Annotated in this window: 21 protein-coding genes; 19 read left to right on the plus strand and 2 right to left on the minus strand. The window is 32.8% G+C overall.

Annotation, left to right across the window (positions count from 1 at the left end; all coding sequences use genetic code 11):
- Position 1: 1 nt before the first annotated feature.
- The 13 genes from LQ608_RS05025 (at position 2) to whiA (ending at position 14564) form a co-directional block, all read left to right on the plus strand.
- Entirely contained in the window at positions 2-232 is a 231-nt protein-coding gene (locus tag LQ608_RS05025) for a DUF2198 family protein (RefSeq protein WP_239750370.1), read from the plus strand.
- A gap of 131 nt (positions 233-363) precedes the next feature.
- A complete protein-coding gene (gene uvrB / locus LQ608_RS05030; protein WP_239750371.1) occupies positions 364-2346 on the plus strand; it encodes an excinuclease ABC subunit UvrB in 1983 nt (660 codons plus the stop codon).
- Between the two features lie 5 nt (positions 2347-2351).
- Positions 2352-5186: an excinuclease ABC subunit UvrA gene (gene uvrA, locus LQ608_RS05035; protein ID WP_239750378.1), complete on the plus strand. Its 2835-nt coding sequence runs from the start codon at positions 2352-2354 to the stop codon at positions 5184-5186.
- 16 nt (positions 5187-5202) lie between these two features.
- Positions 5203-5529 (plus strand): hypothetical protein, encoded by a 327-nt coding sequence (locus LQ608_RS05040; RefSeq protein WP_239750380.1) that lies wholly within the window; start codon positions 5203-5205, stop codon positions 5527-5529.
- Positions 5530-5888: 359 nt separating this feature from the next.
- Positions 5889-6821 (plus strand): HPr(Ser) kinase/phosphatase, encoded by a 933-nt coding sequence (gene hprK, locus LQ608_RS05045; protein WP_078357399.1) that lies wholly within the window; start codon positions 5889-5891, stop codon positions 6819-6821.
- Complete coding sequence (lgt, locus tag LQ608_RS05050) at positions 6821-7639, plus strand: prolipoprotein diacylglyceryl transferase (RefSeq protein WP_239750388.1); 819 nt, start codon at positions 6821-6823, stop codon at positions 7637-7639. Before hprK ends, lgt begins: the two co-directional genes overlap by 1 nt.
- Positions 7640-7657: 18 nt before the next feature.
- On the plus strand, positions 7658-8140 hold the full coding sequence (locus LQ608_RS05055) for an acyltransferase (protein ID WP_345773099.1): 483 nt from the start codon (positions 7658-7660) through the stop codon (positions 8138-8140).
- Positions 8141-8148: 8 nt separating this feature from the next.
- The gene (locus LQ608_RS05060; RefSeq protein ID WP_239750393.1) at positions 8149-9585 is read left to right on the plus strand and encodes a tetratricopeptide repeat protein; all 1437 of its coding nucleotides are present in this window, start codon (positions 8149-8151) and stop codon (positions 9583-9585) included.
- A gap of 63 nt (positions 9586-9648) precedes the next feature.
- Entirely contained in the window at positions 9649-10596 is a 948-nt protein-coding gene (gene trxB / locus LQ608_RS05065) for a thioredoxin-disulfide reductase (protein ID WP_239750400.1), read from the plus strand.
- A gap of 726 nt (positions 10597-11322) precedes the next feature.
- A complete protein-coding gene (gene rapZ / locus LQ608_RS05070) occupies positions 11323-12228 on the plus strand; it encodes an RNase adapter RapZ (protein WP_078357404.1) in 906 nt (301 codons plus the stop codon).
- Complete coding sequence (locus tag LQ608_RS05075; protein WP_239750402.1) at positions 12225-13211, plus strand: gluconeogenesis factor YvcK family protein; 987 nt, start codon at positions 12225-12227, stop codon at positions 13209-13211. Before rapZ ends, LQ608_RS05075 begins: the two co-directional genes overlap by 4 nt.
- Positions 13212-13339: 128 nt before the next feature.
- A complete protein-coding gene (locus LQ608_RS05080) occupies positions 13340-13489 on the plus strand; it encodes a hypothetical protein (RefSeq protein WP_170167672.1) in 150 nt (49 codons plus the stop codon).
- Between the two features lie 133 nt (positions 13490-13622).
- Positions 13623-14564, plus strand: coding sequence for a DNA-binding protein WhiA (whiA, locus tag LQ608_RS05085; protein WP_078357406.1), 942 nt, complete (start codon positions 13623-13625; stop codon positions 14562-14564).
- A 169-nt stretch (positions 14565-14733) separates the two neighbouring features.
- On the opposite strand, the gene LQ608_RS05090 is transcribed toward whiA, so the two are convergent.
- Both LQ608_RS05090 and clpP read right to left on the minus strand, forming a co-directional pair.
- Positions 14734-16140 (minus strand): alkaline phosphatase, encoded by a 1407-nt coding sequence (locus tag LQ608_RS05090; protein WP_239750404.1) that lies wholly within the window; start codon positions 16138-16140, stop codon positions 14734-14736.
- 233 nt (positions 16141-16373) lie between these two features.
- Positions 16374-16967: an ATP-dependent Clp endopeptidase proteolytic subunit ClpP gene (clpP, locus tag LQ608_RS05095; protein WP_239750406.1), complete on the minus strand. Its 594-nt coding sequence runs from the start codon at positions 16965-16967 to the stop codon at positions 16374-16376.
- Positions 16968-17409: 442 nt separating this feature from the next.
- Between clpP and LQ608_RS05100 the strand changes: the two genes are divergently transcribed.
- The 6 genes from LQ608_RS05100 (at position 17410) to gpmI (ending at position 23504) form a co-directional block, all read left to right on the plus strand.
- A complete protein-coding gene (locus LQ608_RS05100) occupies positions 17410-17655 on the plus strand; it encodes a glutaredoxin family protein (RefSeq protein ID WP_239750407.1) in 246 nt (81 codons plus the stop codon).
- Positions 17656-17805: 150 nt separating this feature from the next.
- Positions 17806-18822: a sugar-binding transcriptional regulator gene (locus LQ608_RS05105; RefSeq protein ID WP_239750409.1), complete on the plus strand. Its 1017-nt coding sequence runs from the start codon at positions 17806-17808 to the stop codon at positions 18820-18822.
- A gap of 50 nt (positions 18823-18872) precedes the next feature.
- Complete coding sequence (gene gap / locus LQ608_RS05110; protein WP_239750422.1) at positions 18873-19883, plus strand: type I glyceraldehyde-3-phosphate dehydrogenase; 1011 nt, start codon at positions 18873-18875, stop codon at positions 19881-19883.
- A gap of 114 nt (positions 19884-19997) precedes the next feature.
- The gene (locus LQ608_RS05115) at positions 19998-21188 is read left to right on the plus strand and encodes a phosphoglycerate kinase (RefSeq protein ID WP_239750423.1); all 1191 of its coding nucleotides are present in this window, start codon (positions 19998-20000) and stop codon (positions 21186-21188) included.
- A gap of 22 nt (positions 21189-21210) precedes the next feature.
- On the plus strand, positions 21211-21972 hold the full coding sequence (gene tpiA, locus LQ608_RS05120) for a triose-phosphate isomerase (protein ID WP_239750425.1): 762 nt from the start codon (positions 21211-21213) through the stop codon (positions 21970-21972).
- The gene (gene gpmI, locus LQ608_RS05125; RefSeq protein WP_078357413.1) at positions 21972-23504 is read left to right on the plus strand and encodes a 2,3-bisphosphoglycerate-independent phosphoglycerate mutase; all 1533 of its coding nucleotides are present in this window, start codon (positions 21972-21974) and stop codon (positions 23502-23504) included. The genes tpiA and gpmI overlap by 1 nt, the downstream gene beginning before the upstream one ends.
- Positions 23505-23527: the final 23 nt, after the last annotated feature.

Raw genomic sequence — 23527 nt, forward strand, 5'->3', positions numbered from 1 at the left:
AATGATTTGGCCGATTCTAGCTTTGTTTCTCCCTTGTTTAATGGTTATTATTTTTACACAAATTGCTCAAAATAAATGGATTGGATTACTCGTATCCAGTATAACAATTGGTGTTTCTGTTTATAAAGGCTTCTTTAATGATGAAGTGATTATCCTATTAGATGTTGTAAGTTTAGTAATAGGCTTTTATATAGTGGATTCACTCGAAATCGATAAAATTGAATCAAGATAGTAAAGAGGATTAATCAATATGATTTTTCCTCTTATTTGTATTTAATAACAATTAAACGAACAAATGTTTGGTCATTTTTACAAATTTTTGATAAAATATATTTATATATTACAAAATTTAAGGAGGTTACTATGCAGCATTTTCCTTTTAAAATACATTCAGATTATTCACCTCAAGGAGATCAGCCTGAAGCAATAAAATCACTCGTTAAAGGTATAAAAGATGGAAAAAGACATCAAACATTATTAGGTGCAACAGGAACAGGTAAAACGTTCACTATGAGTAATGTTATTAAAGAAGTTGGAAAACCAACACTTATAATTGCACATAATAAAACATTGGCTGGCCAATTATATAGTGAGTTTAAAGAATTCTTTCCTGAAAATAGAGTTGAATACTTTGTAAGTTATTATGATTATTATCAACCAGAAGCATATGTACCTCAAACAGATACATTCATAGAAAAAGATGCATCAATAAATGATGAAATAGATAAATTACGACATTCTGCTACAAGTGCATTATTTGAACGAGATGATGTTATTGTTATAGCAAGTGTCAGCTGTATTTATGGTTTAGGTAACCCAGAAGAATATAAAGATTTAGTTGTAAGTACACGTGTAGGAATGGAAATGGAACGTAATGAATTATTAAGAAAGCTTGTCGATAACCAATATTCAAGAAATGATATCGATTTTAGACGCGGAACTTTTAGGGTAAGAGGAGATGTAGTTGAAATATTTCCTGCATCAAGAGATGAATTATGTGTGAGAGTTGAATTTTTTGGTGACGAAATTGACCGAATTAGAGAAGTGAACTATTTAACGGGTGAAGTTATTGCTGAAAGAGAGCATTTTTTATTTTATCCGGCATCTCACTTCGTAACTCGTGAAGAAAAGATGAAAGAAGCAATTGAACGTATTGAAAAAGAACTTAAAGAACGATTAGAGGATCTTAGAAAAGATAATAAATTATTAGAAGCACAACGTTTAGAGCAAAGAACGAATTATGATTTAGAAATGATGAGAGAAATGGGATTTTGCTCAGGAATTGAGAACTACTCAGTTCATTTAACTTTAAGACCTAAAGGATCAACACCTTACACTTTAATGGATTATTTTGGTGATGATTGGCTTGTTATGATTGATGAATCACATGTTACGATTCCTCAAATTAGAGGGATGTATAACGGAGACCAAGCTAGAAAAGGTGTTTTGGTTGAACATGGATTTAGACTACCAAGTGCGTTAGATAATAGACCACTTAAATTTGAAGAATTTGATCAAAAAACAAAACAACTCGTTTACGTTTCAGCAACTCCAGGTCCTTATGAAATTGAACATACTGATGAAATGGTTGAACAAATCATTCGTCCTACTGGATTGTTAGATCCGATAATAGAAGTTAGACCAAGTGAAAATCAAATTGATGATTTAATGGCTGAAATTAATGAACGTGTCGAAAGAAATGAACGCGTATTAATTACAACATTAACGAAAAAAATGAGTGAAGATTTAACGACTTATTTGAAAGAAGCGGGTGTCAAAGTAAATTACTTACACTCTGAAATAAAAACATTAGAGCGGATAGAAATTATTCGAGATTTAAGATTGGGTGTTTACGATGTATTAGTCGGTATAAACTTGCTTCGTGAAGGTTTAGATATACCTGAAGTATCATTAGTAACTATTTTAGATGCCGATAAAGAAGGTTTCTTAAGATCAGAACGTTCACTTATACAAACAATCGGACGAGCAGCACGTAATGATAAAGGTAAAGTAATTATGTATGCAGACAAAATTACTGATTCAATGAGAACAGCATTAGATGAAACTAATAGAAGACGTGAAACACAACAAGCCTATAACGAAGAACATGGTATTACACCACAAACAATTAATAAAAAAATTCGCGATGTAATCTCAGCAACTGTAGATACAGATGAAGTAAACGAAAAAGATAAGAAAAAAGCACCGAAGAAACTCACGAAAAAAGAAAGAGAAAAGACAATCGAGCGCATAGAGAAAGAAATGAAAGATGCAGCGAAGGATTTAGACTTCGAGCGTGCATCTGAATTACGAGACATACTATTTGAATTAAAAGCAGAAAGGTGACTGAGATGAAAAACAAATCCATCATCGTAAAAGGTGCAAGAGCACATAATTTAAAAGATATAGATATTGAAATACCAAAAGATCAACTTATTGTTATGACTGGTTTATCAGGTTCAGGAAAGTCATCATTAGCGTTTGATACAATTTATGCTGAAGGTCAAAGAAGATATGTTGAATCTTTAAGTGCATATGCTAGACAATTTTTAGGGCAAATGGATAAACCAGATGTAGATTTAATTGAAGGCCTATCTCCGGCAATATCAATAGATCAAAAGACTACAAGCAAAAATCCTAGATCAACGGTAGCAACGGTAACAGAAATATACGATTATTTAAGATTGTTATATGCCAGAGTTGGTAGACCAATTTGTCCCAACCATGGTATTGAAATTAAATCACAAACTGTACAACAAATGGTCGATCAAGTTATGGAGTTAGAAGAAAGAACTAAAATACAAATTCTGTCTCCAATAGTTTCAGGCCGTAAAGGTACGCATAAAAAATTAATCGATGACATTGCTAAAAAAGGTTATGCAAGATTAAAAGTTGATGGTGATATTTTAGATGTAGACGATGTTCCAGAACTAAATAAAAATCAAAATCATTCAATTGATGTTGTAATAGATAGACTAGTTATTAAACCGGGTATAGAAGCGAGATTAGCTGATTCATTACAAACAGCATTAGAATTAGCTGAAGGAAATGCAATTGCAGATATTATTGATGGTGATGAAATTAAATTTTCTGAACATCATGCATGTCCTATTTGTGGATTTTCGGTAGATCAATTAGAACCTAGAATGTTCTCATTTAATAACCCATTTGGTGCTTGCCCATCTTGTGATGGATTAGGTAGTAAATTAACTGTAGATATAGATTTAGTTGTACCAGATAATACTTTAAGTTTGAATGAGGGAGCTTTATTACCTTGGCAACCAATTAGTTCGAATTATTATCCAACTTTATTAAAACAAGCATGTGAACATTTTAAAATTGATATGGATAAACCTTTTAATAAGCTAACTAAAAAAGAAAAGAACATCATCCTACGCGGACATGAAGATGAAATTGAATTTAAATTTAATCAAGATTATGGCGTTAAAACTAATCGAACGAGAACAATGGCTTTTGAAGGTGTGTTAAATAACATTGAAAGACGTTATCATGATTCACCATCAGAATACGTAAGAGAAGTAATGCAAAAATATATGGTCGAAAAAACATGTGAAACATGTGATGGCTATCGATTAAATGAAAAAGTATTATCAGTTAAAATTGATGGACAACATATTGGCGAAGTTGTGAGATATTCAATTTATAATGCAATTGAACACTTTGATCATTTGAATTTAGATGAAAGAGAACAAAAAATTGCTAAACTTATTTTAAAAGAAATACATGAAAGATTATCATTCCTAAATAATGTTGGTTTAGAATACTTAACATTGAATCGTGCTTCAGGAACACTATCAGGTGGTGAAGCGCAACGTATCAGATTAGCAACACAAATTGGATCAAGATTGTCAGGTGTATTATATGTGTTGGATGAGCCTTCAATTGGGCTTCATCAAAGAGACAATGATCGTTTAATCGATACATTGAAATCCATGAGAGATATGGGTAATACTTTAATCGTTGTTGAACATGATGAAGATACAATGAAAGCTGCAGATTATTTAGTCGATATTGGTCCGAAAGCTGGGGTCCAAGGTGGTCAAGTTGTGGCGAGTGGTACACCAGAAGAAGTAATGAACAATGAAAATTCATTAACTGGTCGATATTTAAGTGGTAAAGAAAAAGTATTTGTACCTTCAGAACGAAGAAAAATAACAAAACGAAAAATATCTGTTAAAGGTGCTACAAGTAATAACTTGAAAAATATTGATGTGGATTTCCCATTGTCAGTATTGACATGTGTTACGGGTGTTTCAGGTTCAGGTAAAAGTTCATTAGTAAATGAAGTATTATATAAAGGCTTACAAAAACAATTGTATAATACTAAAACAAAACCTGGTGTTCACAAATCTATCAAAGGTGTTAAAGAAATAGAAAAAATTATAGACATCGACCAATCTCCAATTGGTAGAACACCACGTTCGAATCCAGCAACATATACAGGCGTGTTTGATGACATTAGAGATGTGTTTAGTCAAACTAATGAAGCAAAAGTTAGAGGCTATCAAAAAGGTAGATTTAGTTTTAATGTTAAAGGTGGCCGTTGTGAAGCTTGTAAAGGTGACGGTATTATTAAAATCGAAATGCATTTTCTACCAGATGTATACGTACCATGTGAAGTTTGTGATGGAAAAAGGTATAATAGAGAAACATTAGAAGTAACTTACAAAGGCAAAAGTATTTCTGATGTGTTAGAAATGACTGTAGAAGATGCTTATCACTTTTTTGAAAGTTTACCGAAGATAAATAGAAAGTTAAAAACTATCGTTGATGTTGGTCTTGGATATGTTAAATTAGGTCAACCAGCAACAACATTATCAGGCGGTGAAGCACAACGTGTTAAACTAGCATCAGAGCTTCATAGACGCTCAAACGGTAAGTCGTTATACATTCTTGATGAACCAACAACTGGTTTGCATGTAGATGATATTAAACGCTTGTTAAGTGTATTGAATAGACTTGTTGAAAATGGTGACTCTGTCATAATTATAGAACATAATTTAGATGTCATTAAAACAGCTGACTATATCATTGACTTAGGTCCTGAAGGTGGAGATGGTGGCGGTGAAATTATCGCAACTGGAACACCAGAAGATATAGTGAAAGTAGACGCATCTTATACTGGTAAATATTTAAAACCGATCCTAGAGAGAGATCGAACATAAACCGGGAGGGAATTATATGAACGAAGTACAATTAAAGATATTAGACCTTATTGAAAGTGGTAAAGTAACAGTAGATGAAGCGGTGAAATTACTTGAAGTAACTTCAAATAATCAAAAGAATGCTTCAGCTTTCACAAGTAAATCTAAAGAAAATGTAGAAAATTTATTTGAAGATTTGTTGAGTAAAGTTAAAACAACTGCTAAATCAGGTAAAACTGAATTTGATAAACAGTTTAACGATAGAGAAACAACTGACCAAGACCCAATACAACAACTAGACGAATCTTTAAAAAATATTATAAGATCATTCAATAAAAATAATGATCAAAATACTGGTATTTAATCAATAATCAAAGGGACACTGGTCCTTTTCACAAGTAAATTCTCCCAGTCTGTTATATATTTAATGGACTGGGAGAATTTTTGTGTATTGAATACTAAATAATGCTCCTTAGAAAGTTCTAACTAGCAGAATTCCGAATAATGCTCCTTAGAAAGTTCTAACTGGCAAAATTCTGAATAATGCTCCATAGAGACAGCACCTCATACGGACATTACTCAGAATTATGTCCCTAACAGTACCTCATACGGACATTACTCAGAATTATGTCCCCTTAAAGATACTGTCCTAATATTTATAATGATTGCAGTTATTGTTAAAGTTCATTAGAATTAATATATATTAACCTAGAGGTGAACCCTATGATATCAAGTAGTAAATTAATAGAACAATTTAATATGGAAGTCCTTGCAGGTAAAGTAGGACTACATCGTAAAATAACTGAGACTGATTTATCACGCCCTGGCTTAGAGATGGCGGGGTATTTTTCGCATTACTCATCTGACCGAATTCAAGTATTAGGTACAACTGAATTATCATTTTATAATTTATTACCAGATGAAGAAAAACAAGGTAGAATGGCTAAATTATGCCGTCCTGAAACACCAGCAATTATTATTACGCGTGGATTAGATGCTCCAGAAGAATTAATCCAAAGTTGTAATGAGACCAATACACCGCTTCTAAAAAGTGAATCTTCAACGACGAAATTAATGGGTCAAGTAACTGGATATTTAGAAAGAGAATTAGCGCCTGAAACTTCTTTACATGGTGTATTAGTTGATGTGTATGGTGTTGGTGTTCTTATTACGGGAGATAGTGGTGTTGGTAAAAGTGAAACTGCACTAGAACTTGTAAAACGTGGACACAGACTTGTAGCAGATGATAATGTCGAAATTAAAGAAATTAATAAGAATGAACTAATTGGCAAAGCGCCAAAAATAATTGAACATCTGCTTGAAATAAGAGGACTTGGCATTATTAATGTTATGACTTTATTTGGAGCTGGATCTATATTAATGGAGAAAAGAATTAAGCTGAATATTAATCTTGAAACTTGGAATAAAGAAAAGATTTATGACCGAGTTGGATTAAATGAAGAAACTTTAAAAATATTAGATTCTAAGATTACAAAGAAAACCATTCCTGTTAGACCGGGTAGAAACTTAGCTGTTATTATCGAAGTTGCTGCAATGAATTATCGATTAAACAACATGGGTATTAATACTGCAGAGGAATTTAATAATCGACTTAATGCAGAAATTTTGAAAAATGCACGTAAGGAGAATGAATAATGGGTGTGTTAGGTATTGACCCAGTAGCGATACAATTAGGACCTCTAGCAATAAGATGGTATGGCATCATTATTGCTTCAGGTATCTTAATCGGCTATCTATTAGCTCAAAGAACGGCGAAAAAAGTTGGAATAAAGGAAGAAACATTAATTGATTTAATTATTTGGTGCGTTGTTATGGCAATAATATGCGCAAGGATTTATTATGTAGCATTTGAGTGGGGTTATTATAGTCAGCATTTAGTAGAGATACCACTTATTATGAACGGCGGAATTGCAATTCATGGTGGGTTAATTGGAGCGTTTATAACTGGATTCATAATATGTAGAATGAAAAATTTATCATTTTTCCAAATGGTTGATATTGTGGCACCAAGTATTATATTGGCACAAGCTATCGGAAGATGGGGAAATTTCATGAATCAAGAAGCACATGGTGGTCCTGTATCACGTAGTTTCCTTGAAAATTTACATATACCAGAATTTATAATTAACCATATGCAAATAGATGGTATTTATTATCATCCAACATTCTTATACGAATCTGTCTGGAATATAGTTGGTTTTATTTTATTATTATTAATACGTCCACAATTGAAAATTGGTGAGACTTTCTTTGCTTATTTAATTTATTATTCAATTGGTAGGTTCTTTATTGAAGGTTTAAGAACGGATAGTTTAATGCTTACAGAAAACTTAAGAATCGCTCAAGTGATTTCGATTGTTATCATTGTTGTTTCAATAGCGTGTATTATTTATAGAAGAATACGCTATAATCCGAAAAAATTCAGAGATGTTAAAGGTTATTATCATAACTAAACTGAAAGAAGTGTTTATGTGAGAGCATTAAAAACTAAAAAAGTATCTGGGGCAAACCCATTATGGAAAATGTACGAAACAATACGTTTTATAAAAGTGCTGAAAAATGTTATTATCATTGAACTTAGTAGATATATGCCGAGTGTTAAATGGAAGCATTTCATATACAGAAAAGGGTTGAATATGAAAATTGGTCAAGAGACAGCTTTTGCATTTAAAGCTACACCTGACATCATGTATCCAGAGTTAATCACAATCGGTAAAAATTGTATTATAGGTTACAACGCTACCATTCTATGTCATGAATATTTAGTAGAAGAATATAGAATTGGGAATGTGAATATAGGGAACAATGTATTAATCGGAGCAAATGCAACGGTACTAGCAGGTGTTAATATAGGGAATAATGCGACTATTGCTAGTGGGACAATCGTTACGAAAGACGTTCCCGATTGCATGATGGCATATGGCAATCCTATGCAACTTAAACAGAGGTGGTGAGTTAATCGTTGGGAGACAATTCAAATATAATACATGTAAAGTTTGATAAAGACTTTTACTATCATAAGGCAATGGAAAAAATGAGAGAACAAGAATATGTATATGCTGAGTCTTTATTTAAAAAAGCACTTGAACAATCACCTGATGATTTTGTAATTATACCACCTTATACTGAGTGTCTAGTGGAACTTAACCAAACTACAAGAGCAGAAGAAATGATGTATGATCAAATAGCAAAAGATAATTATGTTACAGATTATTATTTTTATTTGAGTCAAATGTTTATAAAGACGAACGAACCTAATAAAGCATTTTTATTTGGGCTTCGCTATGTAACAGAAGAAGATGATCAAGATTATTTTGAAGAAATGATTCAAATGTTCGAAGTGAAATATGATAATCAAACGGTCGTTGAAGAAGAGGCTGAAAGATTTGTAATTCAACATATTTTTCAATATTTATTTGCAAATGGTAGGCTACAAGAAGCAAATGATTATATAGAAAGACAACGTGCAACAATTCAAGAAGACAAACATATCATGAATTTAAAAGCGATGTCGATGCTTTATAATAATCAATATGAAGAGGCAGAAGCGTTACTTCAAACGATATTGGAAGATAATCCGTCAGATATATATGCTTTATGTCATATGACTTTATTGTTATACAATACGGAACAGTTAGAACGCTTTCAACAATATTTAAAGCAATTAAGTAAATTACATCCAATTAACGATGAGGAATCCTTCAAGTTAGGTGTTGTTCTAAGCTATTTAGGAAAACACAAGCCTTCAAATGAGTTGCTCGTTCCACTTTTGAAAAAAGCACAAGCTTCAATGCCACAACTTCATCATGCATTAAGTTATAACTACTACCATTTAGGCTTTGAAGAAGAAGCGAAAAGACATTGGCAAAAATTTGAAGATAGTGTACAATATCATAGTCAATTACCACCTTGGAAAATTGATGAACTTAAAGAAATGTTAGATAGCCATGTATTACCGTTATTAAAAGATGAAGACTACAGGTATAGATTGTATGGCATATTTTTAATAGGTCATATGAAGCACCGTGAACTTGTAATGTCACATGAATTATGGGAAGTCTTAGAAAGTCTACCTGACTATGAAAGGTTATATATAACGTATACTTTTCAAAATCTACATCTTAATAAATTAGGTTTTATTGATAAAGGTATGAAACTCATTGAACAATCAGAATATCAACATTATGGGAAAGAATTATTTGTATCATGGATTGAGCATGCTGAGATGTTAATAGCAGATAATGAATCAATAGAACAAGTTGATCATTATGTAGCAGCCTCAGTTTATATTTATTTGAAAATGTTAAATATAAAAGTAACAAAAAAAGAAATTAAAAATTCATTCAATATAACGACGTATCGCTTAAATAAAGCAATCGATGCTATAGTGAGCATATAGTTATACTTAATAAAAATATTGATGTACAATTCTACTGAATTAATAAGAGGAGGCAGTTTATAAATGACTACACAAGTAGATTATGATGTAATTATAGTTGGAGCAGGCCCTGCAGGAATGACAGCTGCTGTTTATGCTTCAAGAGCAAATTTATCAACTGTAATGATAGAGCGCGGTATGCCAGGTGGACAAATGGCAAATACAGAAGATGTAGAAAACTTCCCAGGATTTGATTTAATTACAGGTCCAGATTTATCAACTAAAATGTTTACACATGCACAAAAATTTGGTGCTAAATATGAATATGGGGACATAAAAAATATAGAAGATAAAGGTTCTTATAAAGTTGTTAATATGGGAGACAAATCATTAACAGCGCACGCTATCATTATTGCAACAGGTGCAGAATACAAAAAAATCGGCGTTCCAGGCGAACAAGAACTAGGTGGCCGTGGTGTAAGTTATTGTGCAGTATGTGACGGTGCATTCTTTAAAGGTAAGAACTTATATGTAATTGGTGGCGGAGACTCAGCAGTAGAAGAAGGTATATTCTTAACTAAATTCGCTGACAAAGTTACAATCGTTCATAGAAGAGATGAGTTAAGAGCTCAAAAAATCATTCAAGACCGTGCATTTAAAAATGAAAAAATTGATTTTATTTGGAATACAACATTAAAAACAATCAATGAAAAAGATGGTAAAGTAGGATCTGTTACTTTAGTTTCTACTGAAGATGGTACTGAAACAGAACATCAAGCTGATGGTGTGTTTGTTTATATTGGTATGAAACCATTGACTAAACCATTTGAATCATTAGGTATATTGAATGAGAACGGTTATATTGAAACAAATGACGAAATGGAAACTAACGTACCTGGTGTATATGCAGCAGGCGATGTTCGTGAAAAAACATTACGTCAAATCGTTACAGCAACTGGTGATGGTAGTATTGCAGCACAAAATGCACAAGCATATATTGAATCACTTGAAGACGAAGAACAATTAATATAATTAATAAAGAGCAGGAATTCATTATTAAAATTGAATTCCTGCTTTTATTTTTTATGAAAATCATTGTGACAACTATAGACTTTGTTGGCATTTTTTTATGCGCATGCTTACACTTCTCTCGACTTGTGTGAATATAGATACCCTTAGTTAAACTTCTCTCGACTTGTGTAAATATAGACATCCTTAGTTACACTTCTTTCCACTTATGTGACTATGGACATACTTGCTTACACTTCTACTGACTTGTGTTAACATAGGCATCCATAGTTACACTTCTCTCGACTTATGTGAATACAGACACTTAAGATTAATTGCCTTTGACATAAATATCCTAGTATTTTAATGATAATCATTTAACTAACTCATAGAGACACCTGTTTTCTATATAAAAATAAATATTTCCAACGATTTTGTAAGTGATGACGCCTGAGGGAATAGTATGAGTGAGAGACTACAGGCTCGAACCATACCCCTAGGCAAGCATGCACTTACAAAATCGTAAGATTGTATAATAAGGTAGGCAAGCATGCACGTACAAAATCGTAAGATATGCTTATTTATTTTGAGTTAGGATTTAAATCCCAAGCACTTTTTATATATGATTTTTCCTTTACTTGATATAGTTTAAAAAGGCGGGTATAGATTTAAATAGACCATTTATTTAATGTTTTTTATAGCATTATCATGTAAGATTAAGATACATATGATAGTTAAAGGAGAAGTGCTATGCAACTTACCGACAAAAGTAATGTAAAAAATGAATTGCTTGTAGTTACTGGTATGTCTGGTGCGGGGAAATCTGTCGCATTACAAGCATTAGAAGATTTAGGATATTTTTGCGTTGATAATTTACCTCCAATTTTATTGCAAAAGTTTGTTGATTTAATGGATCAAGGTAATCCTTCTTTATCAAAAGTGGCAATTGGAATTGATTTAAGAGGTAAAGATTTCTTTGGTGACTTAAGAAAAGAATTGGATTTTATACAAAGTGAAAAAAGAGTTATCGTAGATATTATATTTTTAGAAGCAAGTGATAAAAAATTAATTTCAAGATATAAAGAAACGAGAAGAACCCATCCTTTAAGTGAAAAGGGTAGCTTATTATCTGCTATTGAAGAAGAAAGAGATCTCTTGAATGATATTAAAGGTATAAGCAACTTCGTAATAGATACGACTGAAATGAAACCGAAAGCTTTGAAAGAAGAGTTGAACGCAACATTTGAAAAAGACCCTTCTACAACATTCCAAGTAAGGGTGTTAAGTTTCGGTTTCAAACACGGAATGCCGATTGATGCGGATATCGTATTTGATGTAAGATTTCTACCTAATCCATATTATGTACAAGAATTAAGACCGTTGACTGGATTAGATGACGAAGTTTATCAGTACGTTATGAAATGGAAAGAAACAAATACATTTTATAAAAAGTTTAGTGACCTATTAATGTTTATGTTGCCAGGCTACAAAAAAGAAGGTAAATCTCAATTAACAATTGCAATTGGTTGTACAGGTGGTCAACATAGATCTGTCGCACTTGCAAAACGTTTAGGAGAAGATATTAAAGAAAACTTTGACTATGCTGTGTATACGTCACATCGCGATGCACATATTGAAAGTAAAAAGAAAAAATGAAAAAATTAAAAGTTGTATTAATTGGAGGCGGAACAGGTCTTTCTGTTTTAGCGAGAGGACTGAAAAAGTTTCCAATAGATATTACAGCCATCGTAACGGTGGCAGATGATGGTGGTAGTACAGGTAGAATTCGTGATGTGATGGATATACCTGCTCCTGGAGATATAAGAAATGTGCTGGCAGCTCTAAGTGACACTGAACCTATGTTAGAAGAACTTTTTCAACATCGTTTTGAAGAAGAAAAATTTGGTGGACATTCAATTGGAAATTTATTATTAGCAGCAATGACAAATATTACGGATGATTTTGGTCATGCAGTTAAAGAGTTAAGTAAAATATTAAATATTAAAGGCCAAGTCATTCCATCAACAACTAAAAGTGTTGTATTAAATGCAGTAATGTCTGATGGTGAAATTATAGTAGGGGAATCTAATATCCCTAAAACATCTAAAAAAATTGAAAAAGTCTTTTTAACACCTGAAGATATTGAACCAATGAAAGAAGCCATTGATGCAATAGAAGAAGCAGATTTAATCGTTATGGGACCAGGATCACTGTATACAAGTATAATACCTAATTTGATTTTAGATAAAGTTAAAGACGCTATTATACATACTGATGCTGAAAGGTTATATGTATGTAATCTTATGACTCAAAAAGGTGAAACAACTGGATATTCAGTTAGTGACCACGTGAAAGCCATTCATGATCATGTTGGCCAAGAATTTATCGATTTTGTAATCTGTCAAAATGAACGCTTTAATAAAGATATTTTAATGAGATATGAAGAAGAAGATGCAAAGCAAGTTCATTTTGATGGAGATAAATTAAAAGAGATGGGTGTACAATGCATACACGACAATAATTTAGTGAGCATTACGCCTCATCAATATATTAGACATAATAATAAAGTGCTTGCTCAACTTATATACGAAATAGCATTACGAGAAATTAGTACAATACAATATAAGATAGACAAATAAATTTGAAATATAGAGGGTAGGATAATGAAATCTTTTTTTAGAATTGAGATTTCTGTCCCGCGCTCTATATTTTTATATAGAAATAAAGTAGAATCAATGTAAGGGTTTTCAAAAAGAGGTGATCGTTGATGAAGAATGTTCAAATCATGATGGTATTAATAGGTTGTATATTTCTGCTTATTGGTTTAATTGCAAATCAACAAATAGGTATAAGTTTCTTAATAATTGGTTTAATAATGTTGTTATTTGGTGTAATCAAAGAGGCTACCAAAAAATAATCAATTGTATAAGTTGAAAAACTTGATACGCCCGGCTATTCCATGTAAGATAAAATAGATACAAAACGTATGATATGTCTTTCGGCATATCATTATTTTTATGTACATATAAATTAAGAAAGGATGATCTGCTGTGAGCTTTGCTTCAGAAATGAAAAATGAATTAACAAGAATTGAAGTAGATGATTGTTGCGCAAAAGCAGAACTTTCAGCTTTGATTAGAATGAATGGGAATTTGAGTATTTCTAATCAACAATTTGTCATAAATGTACAAACTGAAAATGCAGCGATAGCACGCCGTATATTTTCGCTCATAAAAAAATGCTTCGGAGTGGAAGTAGAATTATTAGTAAGAAAGAAAATGAAACTTAAAAAAAATAATATATATATCAGTAGAATCAAAGTAAAAGCTAAAGAAATATTAGATGAGCTAGGTATACTACAAGAAGGTATGTTTAAACAAGAAATAGATAAAGATATTTTACAAAAAGATTGTTGTAAAAGAAGTTACTTAAGAGGTGCGTTTTTAGCAGGAGGATCAGTAAATAATCCAGAAACATCTTCTTATCACCTTGAAATTTTTTCATTATATGAAGAACATTCAGCGGATTTAACAGCATTAATGAATCAATATGGTTTAAACGCTAAACAGTTAGAACGTAAAAAAGGTTATATCAGTTATTTAAAAGAAGCAGAAAAAATAGCTGACTTTTTAAGTTTAATTGGTGGATATCAAGCATTACTTAAATTTGAAGATGTTAGAATTATTCGTGACATGAGAAATTCTGTAAATAGATTAGTTAATTGCGAAACAGCTAATTTAAATAAAACAGTAAGTGCTGCAATGAAACAAGTAGAAAGCATTAAACTTATAGATAAAGAAATAGGAATCGATAATTTACCGGATCGGTTACGAGAAGTAGCGAAATTAAGAATAGATAACCAAGATGTATCTATCAAAGAATTAGGAGAAATGGTGAGTACAGGAAAAATATCTAAATCAGGTATAAACCATAGACTACGTAAACTCAATGAAATGGCAGATAAAATTAGAAGCGGCGAAACAATAAAATAATAGTATCTTAATCTTTTAGGGCATGAGATTATTGTATATTTAATAATGAAGAATGATAATGTTTCTGAAACATAAAACAAAAGACGAAATTCACGATAAAAAGTGAGTTTCGTCTTTTTTCTGATATAGGTAATTAATAAACGTCATAGAAATTGAATCTATAGGATTATTATTTATTTTTCAAGTATGAGAAAATGTATTTGGCATTATCTGTATTATCTATTAAGCCTTTGAACTTGTCTGAATTTGCACCTGCAGCATACATGTTTACATCTTCACCAGTGTGACCATTTGTTGTCCAGCCTGTATGTGATTTATCATTTATAGGCTTTTGAACAGCATCTTGTAATACTTGGAATTGTGTTTCATATTCGCTGCTGTCTTTTTTTAGTTTAGATAATTTTTTAGCTTCTTTTTCAATTACCTTAATTTGATTGCCATCTACTTTAAATCCATATCCATCTTTGATGATTTTTTTAGGGGATTTGCTATTGGCTATTTGTTCTGTCATAAAACTTCCAGAATGTTTCATTGATTTTATTGCATCTGGATTCCACACGTAATCTTTACCTTTTCCAATTGTCATTCCACCAGTAGAATGGTCAGCAGTTGCAACAACTAACGTATCTGGATGTGATTTAGCGTAAGAAGTTGCGTTTTTGAATGCATCTTCAAAGCCATTCATTTCAGACATAACACCAGTAACATCGTTTGGATGTCCAGATTTGTCTATTGAAGCGCCTTCAACCATTAAGAAAAATCCTTTTTTGTTTTTCTCAAGTCGTTCTATAGCGGCTTTTTGCATGTCTACGAGTTTTGGATTTTTGTTTGGTGCATCAATTTGTAAAGGCATATTTTCGTCAGCAAATAATCCTAAAATTTGGTCGCTATTATCTTTATGTAACGATTTTTTGTCATGGACTACTTTATATCCATCTTTTTTGAATTTATTTTGTAAGTCACCATTACGTGAATCAAAATATTTTTTACCTCCACCCAGTAACACATCTACAGTATGCTCTCCGTGGATTTTTTCATTATAAAATTGTTTAGCAATTTCATCTTTCTTATCTCTACTATCTACATGCGAAGCAAAGGCTGCTGGTGTTGCATCAGTGATTTCAGCAGTTGTAACTAAGCCAGTAGATTTCTTGTTTTCTTTAGCTTGTTCTAATACTGTTTTTAATTTCTTCTTGTTTTCATCGACACTAATTGCACCATTATATGTTTTTACACCCGTACTAAAAGCGGTTGCTCCAGCTGCTGAGTCAGTTACATTTTCTTTTGGATCGTTAGGGTCAGTTTTTTGTTGACCTGTTAAATATCGATCAAAGGCAGTTGGTTCTATTTCTTTCGTATCAGGATTATCAGCAAAATGTCTATAAGCAGAGTTATATGATGGACCCATACCATCTCCAACCATGAAAATAATATTTTTTGGATTTTTTGTATTTCCAGACACTGCTATTTTAGAATCTGATTTTGTTGTTTCAGAAGCAAAAGCTGTACCTACGATGGATGAAGCAACTAATGAAATAGTAATTAAAGATGTAGTGAATTTTTTTGATAACGTCATAACCTCATTCTCCTTTATAAAGCGTTATTTACTATATAACCGTACCAAAGTAAAGTTAACGAAAAGTTTATATTCAGTTAATATTTTGTAAATATGGGAGGCAAAGTAAAGCGGTATACATGCAATTAAAAGAAAAACAAACTACTTATATATAGATACATGATTGTTTTTAGTAAAAAATAACAAAAAAAATCCTGGAACAAGTTTGTTCCAGGTAGTTATCCATATTCAAGTTAAGCTTTCATATCTTCTGGATGCATTACATCATCGATTAAACCGTATTCTTTAGCTTCATCAGCTGTTAAGAAGTTATCACGATCTGTGTCTTTTTCAATTTTTTCAATTGGTTGTCCAGTTCTTTCAGATAAAATTTTGTTTAATTTTTCACGAGTACGTAAAATGTGACGAGCTGCGATTTCAATTTCTGTAGCTTGTCCTTGTGCGCCACCTAATGGTTGGTGAATCATCACTTCACTGTTAGGTAATGCGAAACGTTTACCTTTTGCACCAGCTGATAATAGGAATGAACCCATTGATGCTGCCATACCGATACAAATTGTTTGTACATCTGGTTTAATATGTTGAATTGTATCATAAATAGCAAAACCAGCTGTTACACTTCCGCCTGGTGAGTTAATATATAAATAAATGTCTTTCTCAGAATCTTGTGCTTGTAAAAATAACAATTGTGATACGATTGAGTTCGCTACATTGTCATCAATAGCTGATCCTAACATAATAATGCGGTCTTTCAATAAACGTGAGTAAATATCATAAGCGCGTTCCCCACGATTTGTTGTTTCTATAACTGTTGGTATTAAATTCATCAGTTAAATCCTCCTTTGAATATCTTAATGACCATATCATACACTATAAAGTCAAACATGGTCAAAATATATGACCTACTGATGAATATTATAACTTAAATAGCTGATTTATACACAGGAAATTTGCGACAAATGTTGTCAATGTTTGCATAAATGATATAATAGTTTCCGTAATCAACAAGCTGAGTGCAGTGAATTTGAGTGACTTGCATATTAAAATGTTCACATCTTTTTCGAATGATGTTTTCTGCTTGATTAGTGGTCATAATTCTTCACTCCTTATAGTTGATACTTCTATTATATTCGTAAGATGTTAAGTGATTATAAATTAATAATTAAGATTTATCTCTCCGTAGTGTAAAGGATAACACGCAAGATTCCGGTTCTTGAAATGGGCGTTCGATTCGTCTCGGGGAGGCTTATTATAACGAAGGATGATTTTATGGATATCAAATTTTATATTGGTTCAAATTGTGGTTTATGTGACGATGCAAAAATACAATTAGATTTTTTCAGAGATGAATATGATCATGAAATTAAAATTATTACTATTAATATAGAAGAAGATGATACATTACATGAAAAATATATGCTTAGAGTACCAGTTGTTGAGTATAACGGTGTTGTCTTACAAGAAGGAAACGTTGATTTTGTTACATTGATTGAGGCGTATGATGAATTGAAATAATGAGTAACGCATTTATCTTGCAATCTTATAGCCATGGGTGTATTATAAAATTGTAAACAGATATTATTTTTTTGACCCGCATGGGACGAAAAACGTCTAACCCAGGTTAGATTATGCCCATCTGTTAATCTTAGAGGAGGCGACTTGTTTATGGAAGATTTATTAAAGATACAACATAGACTCGTTCCTGACTTGATTGACAAGATGTATCGACGCTTTAATATCTTATCGACGATTGAGAAGAAACAACCTATTGGTCGAAGATCGTTAAGTGATGTTATGAATATTACTGAACGGGTATTGAGAACTGAAATTGAAATGTTAAAACAACAAGATTTACTCAGCGTTCAATCAACAGGCATGAAATTGACCGAAACAGGTGAACAAATTCTCGCTTCGTTATCACATTATTTAACACTATATTCTAGCTTTAATCATATTGAGGATGAAATATTTAATCGATATGGTGTGAAAGCACATATAGTGAGAGGTAATTCGGATTCAGATGAGATGGTTAAAGCAGAAATGGGTAATGTTACAGCAGAACTACTAGAACAGTCATTGTATGATCGAGCTTCAGTTTCAGTAACGGGTGGTTCAACAATGGCTAGAGTTAGTGAGTCATTACATCCATTGAATAAAGACATTTTGTTCACGCCAGCGCGTGGTGGTTTGGGAGAAAACGTAGTATTCCAGGCTAATACAATTTGTGCAAGTATGGCAAATCGAACAGGTGGGTCGTATAAGGTCTTGTATGTTCCTGACCAAGTAAGTGAAAGTTCGTATGAAACGTTGTTGACAGAACCTGCAGTAATTGAGGTACTTGATGCAATACGTCATTCAGATTTTATAATTCACGGTATTGGTGATGCGCTGAAGATGGCACAAAGAAGAAAAACATCAGAAGAAGTATTAAGCCAATTGAAACATCATCATGCAGTCGGAGAAGCTTTTGGGTATTACTTTGATTCCAAAGGTGAAGTCGTACATCGTGTTAAAACAATCGGTTTGCAACTAGAAGATTTAGCAACTAAGACAAATATTTTTGCAGTAGCAGGGGGTGCTTCTAAAGCAGAAGCTATTAAGGCTTATCTTGAGATAGCACCTAAGAATACCATCCTTATAACAGATGAAGGTGCTGCAAAAGCAATGATTAACTTGGAATAAAAGGTTTAATCGCCTTTTTGAAATAACAAATATAAAGGAGGCCATCAATAATGGCAACTAAAGTAGCAATTAATGGATTTGGCAGAATAGGTCGTTTAGCATTTAGAAGATTACAAGAAGTAGAAAACATCGAAGTAGTAGCAATCAACGATTTAACAGATGACGCAATGTTAGCTCATTTATTAAAATATGATTCTACACAAGGTCGTTTCAAAGACGAAGTAGAAGTTATCGAAGGCGGATTCCGCGTAAACGGTAAAGAAATCAAAACTTTCGAAAATCCTAACCCTAAAGAATTACCATGGGGCGATTTAGATATCGACGTAGTATTAGAATGTACTGGTTTCTTCGCTGACAAAGAAAAAGCTTCAGCTCACATCGATGCAGGTGCTAAAAAAGTATTAATTTCAGCTCCAGCTTCAGGCGATTTAAAAACTATCGTTTATAACGTTAACCATGACGAATTAGACGGTTCAGAAGAAATCGTTTCTGGTGCATCTTGTACAACTAACTGTTTAGCTCCAATGGCTAAAGTATTAAATGATCAATACGGTATCGTAGAAGGTTTAATGATGACTATTCACGCATACACTGGTGACCAAAATACTTTAGACGCTCCACATTCTAAAGGTGACTTCCGTCGTGCTCGTGCTGCGGCTCAAAACATCGTACCTAACTCAACTGGTGCTGCTAAAGCTATCGGCTTAGTAATTCCAGAATTAAAAGGTAAATTAGATGGATCAGCTCAACGTGTACCAGTAGCAACTGGTTCAGTAACTGAATTAACTGCAGTATTAGACAAAGAAGTTTCAGTAGAAGAAATCAATGCAGCAATGAAAAATGCTACAAATGATTCATTCGGTTACACTGAAGATGAAATCGTATCTTCTGATATCATTGGTATCACTTACGGTTCATTATTCGATGCAACTCAAACTCGTGTAATGACTGTTGGAGATCGTCAATTAGTTAAAACTGTATCTTGGTATGACAATGAAATGTCTTACACTTCACAATTAGTTCGTACTTTAGAATTTTTAGCAGCTCAAGCTAACAAATAATTTAAATAAATGAACTAAATAGGTTATGCTTATAAGTAAGCGGGGAGCACATCGCTTCTCCGCTTATTTTTAATCATGTTGTATTTTCTATTATCTAGAGGAGGAAGACAAATCATGTCAAAGAAGAATGTTAAAGACGTAGATTTAAAAGGTAAAAAAGTACTTGTAAGAGCAGATTTTAATGTACCAATGAAAGATGGTGCAATTACAAACGACAACAGAATCGTTCAAGCGCTTCCTACAATAAAATACATTATCGAGCAAGGCGGTAAAGTAATTTTATTCTCACATTTAGGTAAAGTGAAAACTGAAGAAGACAAAAAAGAATTATCACTTAAACCAGTAGCAGAACGCTTAAGTGAACTATTAAATAAAGAAGTAACATTTGTGCCAGAAACACGTGGAGAAAAATTAGAAAATGCTATCGATACATTAGCTGAAGGCGATGTATTAGTATTTGAAAATACACGTTTCGAAGATGTTGATGGTAAAAAAGAATCTAAAAATGATCCTGAATTAGGTAAATATTGGGCTTCATTAGGTGACGTGTTCATTAATGATGCATTCGGTACAGCTCACCGTGAACATGCTTCAAATGTTGGTATCGCATCTAACATTGAAACAGCATCTGGTTTCTTAATGGATAAAGAAATCAAATTTATCGGTGGCGTTGTAAGTGAACCAGAACGTCCTTTAGTAGCAATTTTAGGTGGAGCGAAAGTTTCAGATAAAATTGGTGTTATTGAAAACTTATTAACTATTGCAGATAAAGTTATTATCGGTGGCGGAATGGCTTATACATTCTTCAAAGCTCAAGGTAAAGAAATAGGATTATCACTTTTAGAAGAAGATAAAGTTGATTTTGCTAAAGAATTACTTGAACGTGCTGGCGACAAAATTATCTTACCAATAGATTGTAAAGTAGCGAAAGAATTTTCAAATGACGCTGAAATTACGGTCGTTTCTGCTGATGAAATTCCAGCTGATCAAGAATCAATGGATATCGGTCCTAAATCAGTTGAATTGTTTAGTGAAGCATTAGAAGGTGCAAACACAGTAGTATGGAACGGACCTATGGGTGTGTTTGAATTAAGTAACTTTGCTAAAGGTACAATTGGTGTATGTAAAGCAATTGCTAGCTTAGAAAATGCAACAACAATTATCGGTGGTGGAGATTCTGCAGCAGCTGCTATGGACTTAGGATTTGCTGATGACTTCTCACACATTTCAACAGGTGGCGGAGCTTCTCTAGAATACTTAGAAGGTAAAGAACTACCTGGCATCGTAGCTATTTCTGAAAAATAATCATAAAAGGAGTTTTTATATCATGAGAAAACCAATTATCGCAGGTAACTGGAAAATGAATAAAACAGTTCAAGAAGCAAAAGATTTTGTTAATGAACTACCAGCATTACCAGATACTAACGAGGTAGATTCAGTAATTTGTGCACCAACTTTACAATTAGATGCACTTGTTAATTTAACTAAAGAAGGCGTAGCACAAGGCTTACAAATTGGTGCTCAAAATGCATACTTTGAAGATAATGGTGCATTCACTGGTGAAACTTCTCCATCAGCACTTGAAGATTTAGGCGTTAAATATGTAGTATTAGGACATTCTGAACGTCGTGAATACTTCGGTGAAACTGACGAAGATGTTAATAAAAAAGCATTAGCAGTATTTTCTCATAATATGACACCAATCATTTGTGTTGGTGAAACATTAGAAGAAAGAGAAGCTGGTAAAGCTGAATCAGTAGTAGGCGGTCAAGTAGAAGCGGCACTTAAAGGATTTTCTAAAGATCAAGTAAAATCTACAGTAATCGCTTATGAACCTATTTGGGCAATTGGTACTGGTAAATCTTCTACTTCAGAAGATGCTAACCAAATGTGTGCACACGTACGTAACGTTGTAGCAGGAGCTTTCTCTCAAGAAGAAGCAGATGCTTTACGTGTTCAATACGGCGGTAGTGTTAAACCAGAAAATATTAAAGAATATATGGCTCAATCAGATATCGATGGCGCATTAGTTGGCGGCGCTTCATTAAAAGTTGATTCATTCGTTGCATTATTAGAGGGTGCTAAATAATGGCTAAACAACCAACAGCACTTATCATTCTTGACGGTTTTGCTAATCGTGAAGAAGAGCATGGTAATGCGGTAAAACAAGCCAACAAACCAAATTTTGATAGATATTACAACAAATATCCACATAATGAATTATCTGCATGTGGCTTAGATGTTGGTCTACCAGAAGGACAAATGGGTAATTCTGAAGTAGGTCATTTAAATATTGGTGCTGGTAGAGTCGTATACCAAAGTTTAACAAGAATAAATAAATCTATTGAAGATGGCGATTTCTTTGAAATTGAAGAATTAAAAGCAGCGATGAACCATGTCGTTAAAAATGATTCTACATTACATTTAATGGGTCTATTATCTGATGGCGGTGTACACAGCCACTATAAACATTTATTTGCACTTTTAGAATTAGCGAAAAAACAAGGCGTTAAAAAATTATATGTACACGGTTTTCTTGATGGACGTGACGTTGATCAAAAATCTGCTCTTAAATTTATTGAAGAAACAGAAGATAAATTTAAAGAAATAGGTATCGGTCAATTCGCTTCAATTTCTGGTCGTTATTATGCAATGGACAGAGATAATCGTTGGGATCGTGAAGAAAAAGCTTATGATGCTATGTCTAATGGTGAAGGTCCTGTCTTCAAAACTGCCATTGAAGGTGTAGAATCAAATTATAAAGAAGGTTTAACAGATGAATTCGTCGTGCCATTTATCGTTAAAGACGAAGAAAAAAATGTTGAAAACACTGGTGTTAACAGCCATGATTCAATGATATTCTTTAACTTCCGTCCTGATAGAGCGGCTCAACTTAGTCAAGTTTATACAAATGAAAAATTCGAAGGTTTCGAACTTAAACGTAAACTAGAAGATTTATACTTTGTAACATTCACAAACTACAGTGACGATGTATTCGCTGAAGTTGCATTTAAACCAGTTGATATTAAAAATACTATCGGTGAAGTTGCTGAAAAGCATAACTTAAACCAACTTAGAATTGCAGAAACTGAAAAATTCCCTCATGTAACATACTTTATGAGTGGTGGTAATCATTCAGAGTTTAAAGGTGAACGTCGCGTTCTTATCGACTCACCAAAAGTTGCAACTTATGACTTGAAACCTGAAATGAGTGCTTACGAAGTTAAAGATGCATTAATTGGTGAATTAGATAAAGGTGATTTAGATTTAATTATCTTAAACTTTGCTAATCCTGATATGGTAGGACATAGTGGTATGCTTGAACCTACTATCAAAGCAATTGAAGCAGTCGATGAATGTTTAGGTGAAGTAGTAGATAAGATTTTATCAATGAATGGTACAGCTATCATTACAGCAGACCATGGTAACTCTGATGAAGTGTTAACAGATAGTGAATCACCTATGACAACTCATACAACAAACCCTGTTCCTGTTATAGTTACAAAAGAAGGGGTAGAAGTAAGAAGTGGTGGTCGTCTTGCTGACTTAGCACCAACACTATTAGACTTACTTGGAGTAGAACAACCAGAAGATATGACTGGAAAAACATTAATTAAATAAAAATCAATTAACATTATAAAGGA

The organism is Mammaliicoccus sp. H-M34 (assembly GCF_022386495.1).
In the GTDB taxonomy this organism is placed as follows: domain Bacteria; phylum Bacillota; class Bacilli; order Staphylococcales; family Staphylococcaceae; genus Mammaliicoccus; species Mammaliicoccus fleurettii.

What these genes read in the sequence shown, in the direction of transcription:
- gpmI (WP_078357413.1), top strand. Translation starts at nt 21,972, where the DNA reads ATGGCTAAACAACCAACAGCACTTATCATTCTTGACGGTTTTGCTAAT.
- LQ608_RS05075 (WP_239750402.1), top strand. Translation starts at nt 12,225, where the DNA reads ATGAAAAAATTAAAAGTTGTATTAATTGGAGGCGGAACAGGTCTTTCT.
- LQ608_RS05025 (WP_239750370.1), top strand. Translation starts at nt 2, where the DNA reads ATGATTTGGCCGATTCTAGCTTTGTTTCTCCCTTGTTTAATGGTTATT.
- lgt (WP_239750388.1), top strand. Translation starts at nt 6,821, where the DNA reads ATGGGTGTGTTAGGTATTGACCCAGTAGCGATACAATTAGGACCTCTA.
- LQ608_RS05100 (WP_239750407.1), top strand. Translation starts at nt 17,410, where the DNA reads ATGGATATCAAATTTTATATTGGTTCAAATTGTGGTTTATGTGACGAT.
- uvrB (WP_239750371.1), top strand. Translation starts at nt 364, where the DNA reads ATGCAGCATTTTCCTTTTAAAATACATTCAGATTATTCACCTCAAGGA.
- LQ608_RS05090 (WP_239750404.1), bottom strand. Translation starts at nt 16,140, where the DNA reads ATGACGTTATCAAAAAAATTCACTACATCTTTAATTACTATTTCATTA.
- rapZ (WP_078357404.1), top strand. Translation starts at nt 11,323, where the DNA reads ATGCAACTTACCGACAAAAGTAATGTAAAAAATGAATTGCTTGTAGTT.
- hprK (WP_078357399.1), top strand. Translation starts at nt 5,889, where the DNA reads ATGATATCAAGTAGTAAATTAATAGAACAATTTAATATGGAAGTCCTT.
- clpP (WP_239750406.1), bottom strand. Translation starts at nt 16,967, where the DNA reads ATGAATTTAATACCAACAGTTATAGAAACAACAAATCGTGGGGAACGC.
- LQ608_RS05115 (WP_239750423.1), top strand. Translation starts at nt 19,998, where the DNA reads ATGTCAAAGAAGAATGTTAAAGACGTAGATTTAAAAGGTAAAAAAGTA.
- LQ608_RS05080 (WP_170167672.1), top strand. Translation starts at nt 13,340, where the DNA reads ATGAAGAATGTTCAAATCATGATGGTATTAATAGGTTGTATATTTCTG.
- uvrA (WP_239750378.1), top strand. Translation starts at nt 2,352, where the DNA reads ATGAAAAACAAATCCATCATCGTAAAAGGTGCAAGAGCACATAATTTA.
- trxB (WP_239750400.1), top strand. Translation starts at nt 9,649, where the DNA reads ATGACTACACAAGTAGATTATGATGTAATTATAGTTGGAGCAGGCCCT.
- tpiA (WP_239750425.1), top strand. Translation starts at nt 21,211, where the DNA reads ATGAGAAAACCAATTATCGCAGGTAACTGGAAAATGAATAAAACAGTT.
- gap (WP_239750422.1), top strand. Translation starts at nt 18,873, where the DNA reads ATGGCAACTAAAGTAGCAATTAATGGATTTGGCAGAATAGGTCGTTTA.
- LQ608_RS05040 (WP_239750380.1), top strand. Translation starts at nt 5,203, where the DNA reads ATGAACGAAGTACAATTAAAGATATTAGACCTTATTGAAAGTGGTAAA.
- LQ608_RS05105 (WP_239750409.1), top strand. Translation starts at nt 17,806, where the DNA reads ATGGAAGATTTATTAAAGATACAACATAGACTCGTTCCTGACTTGATT.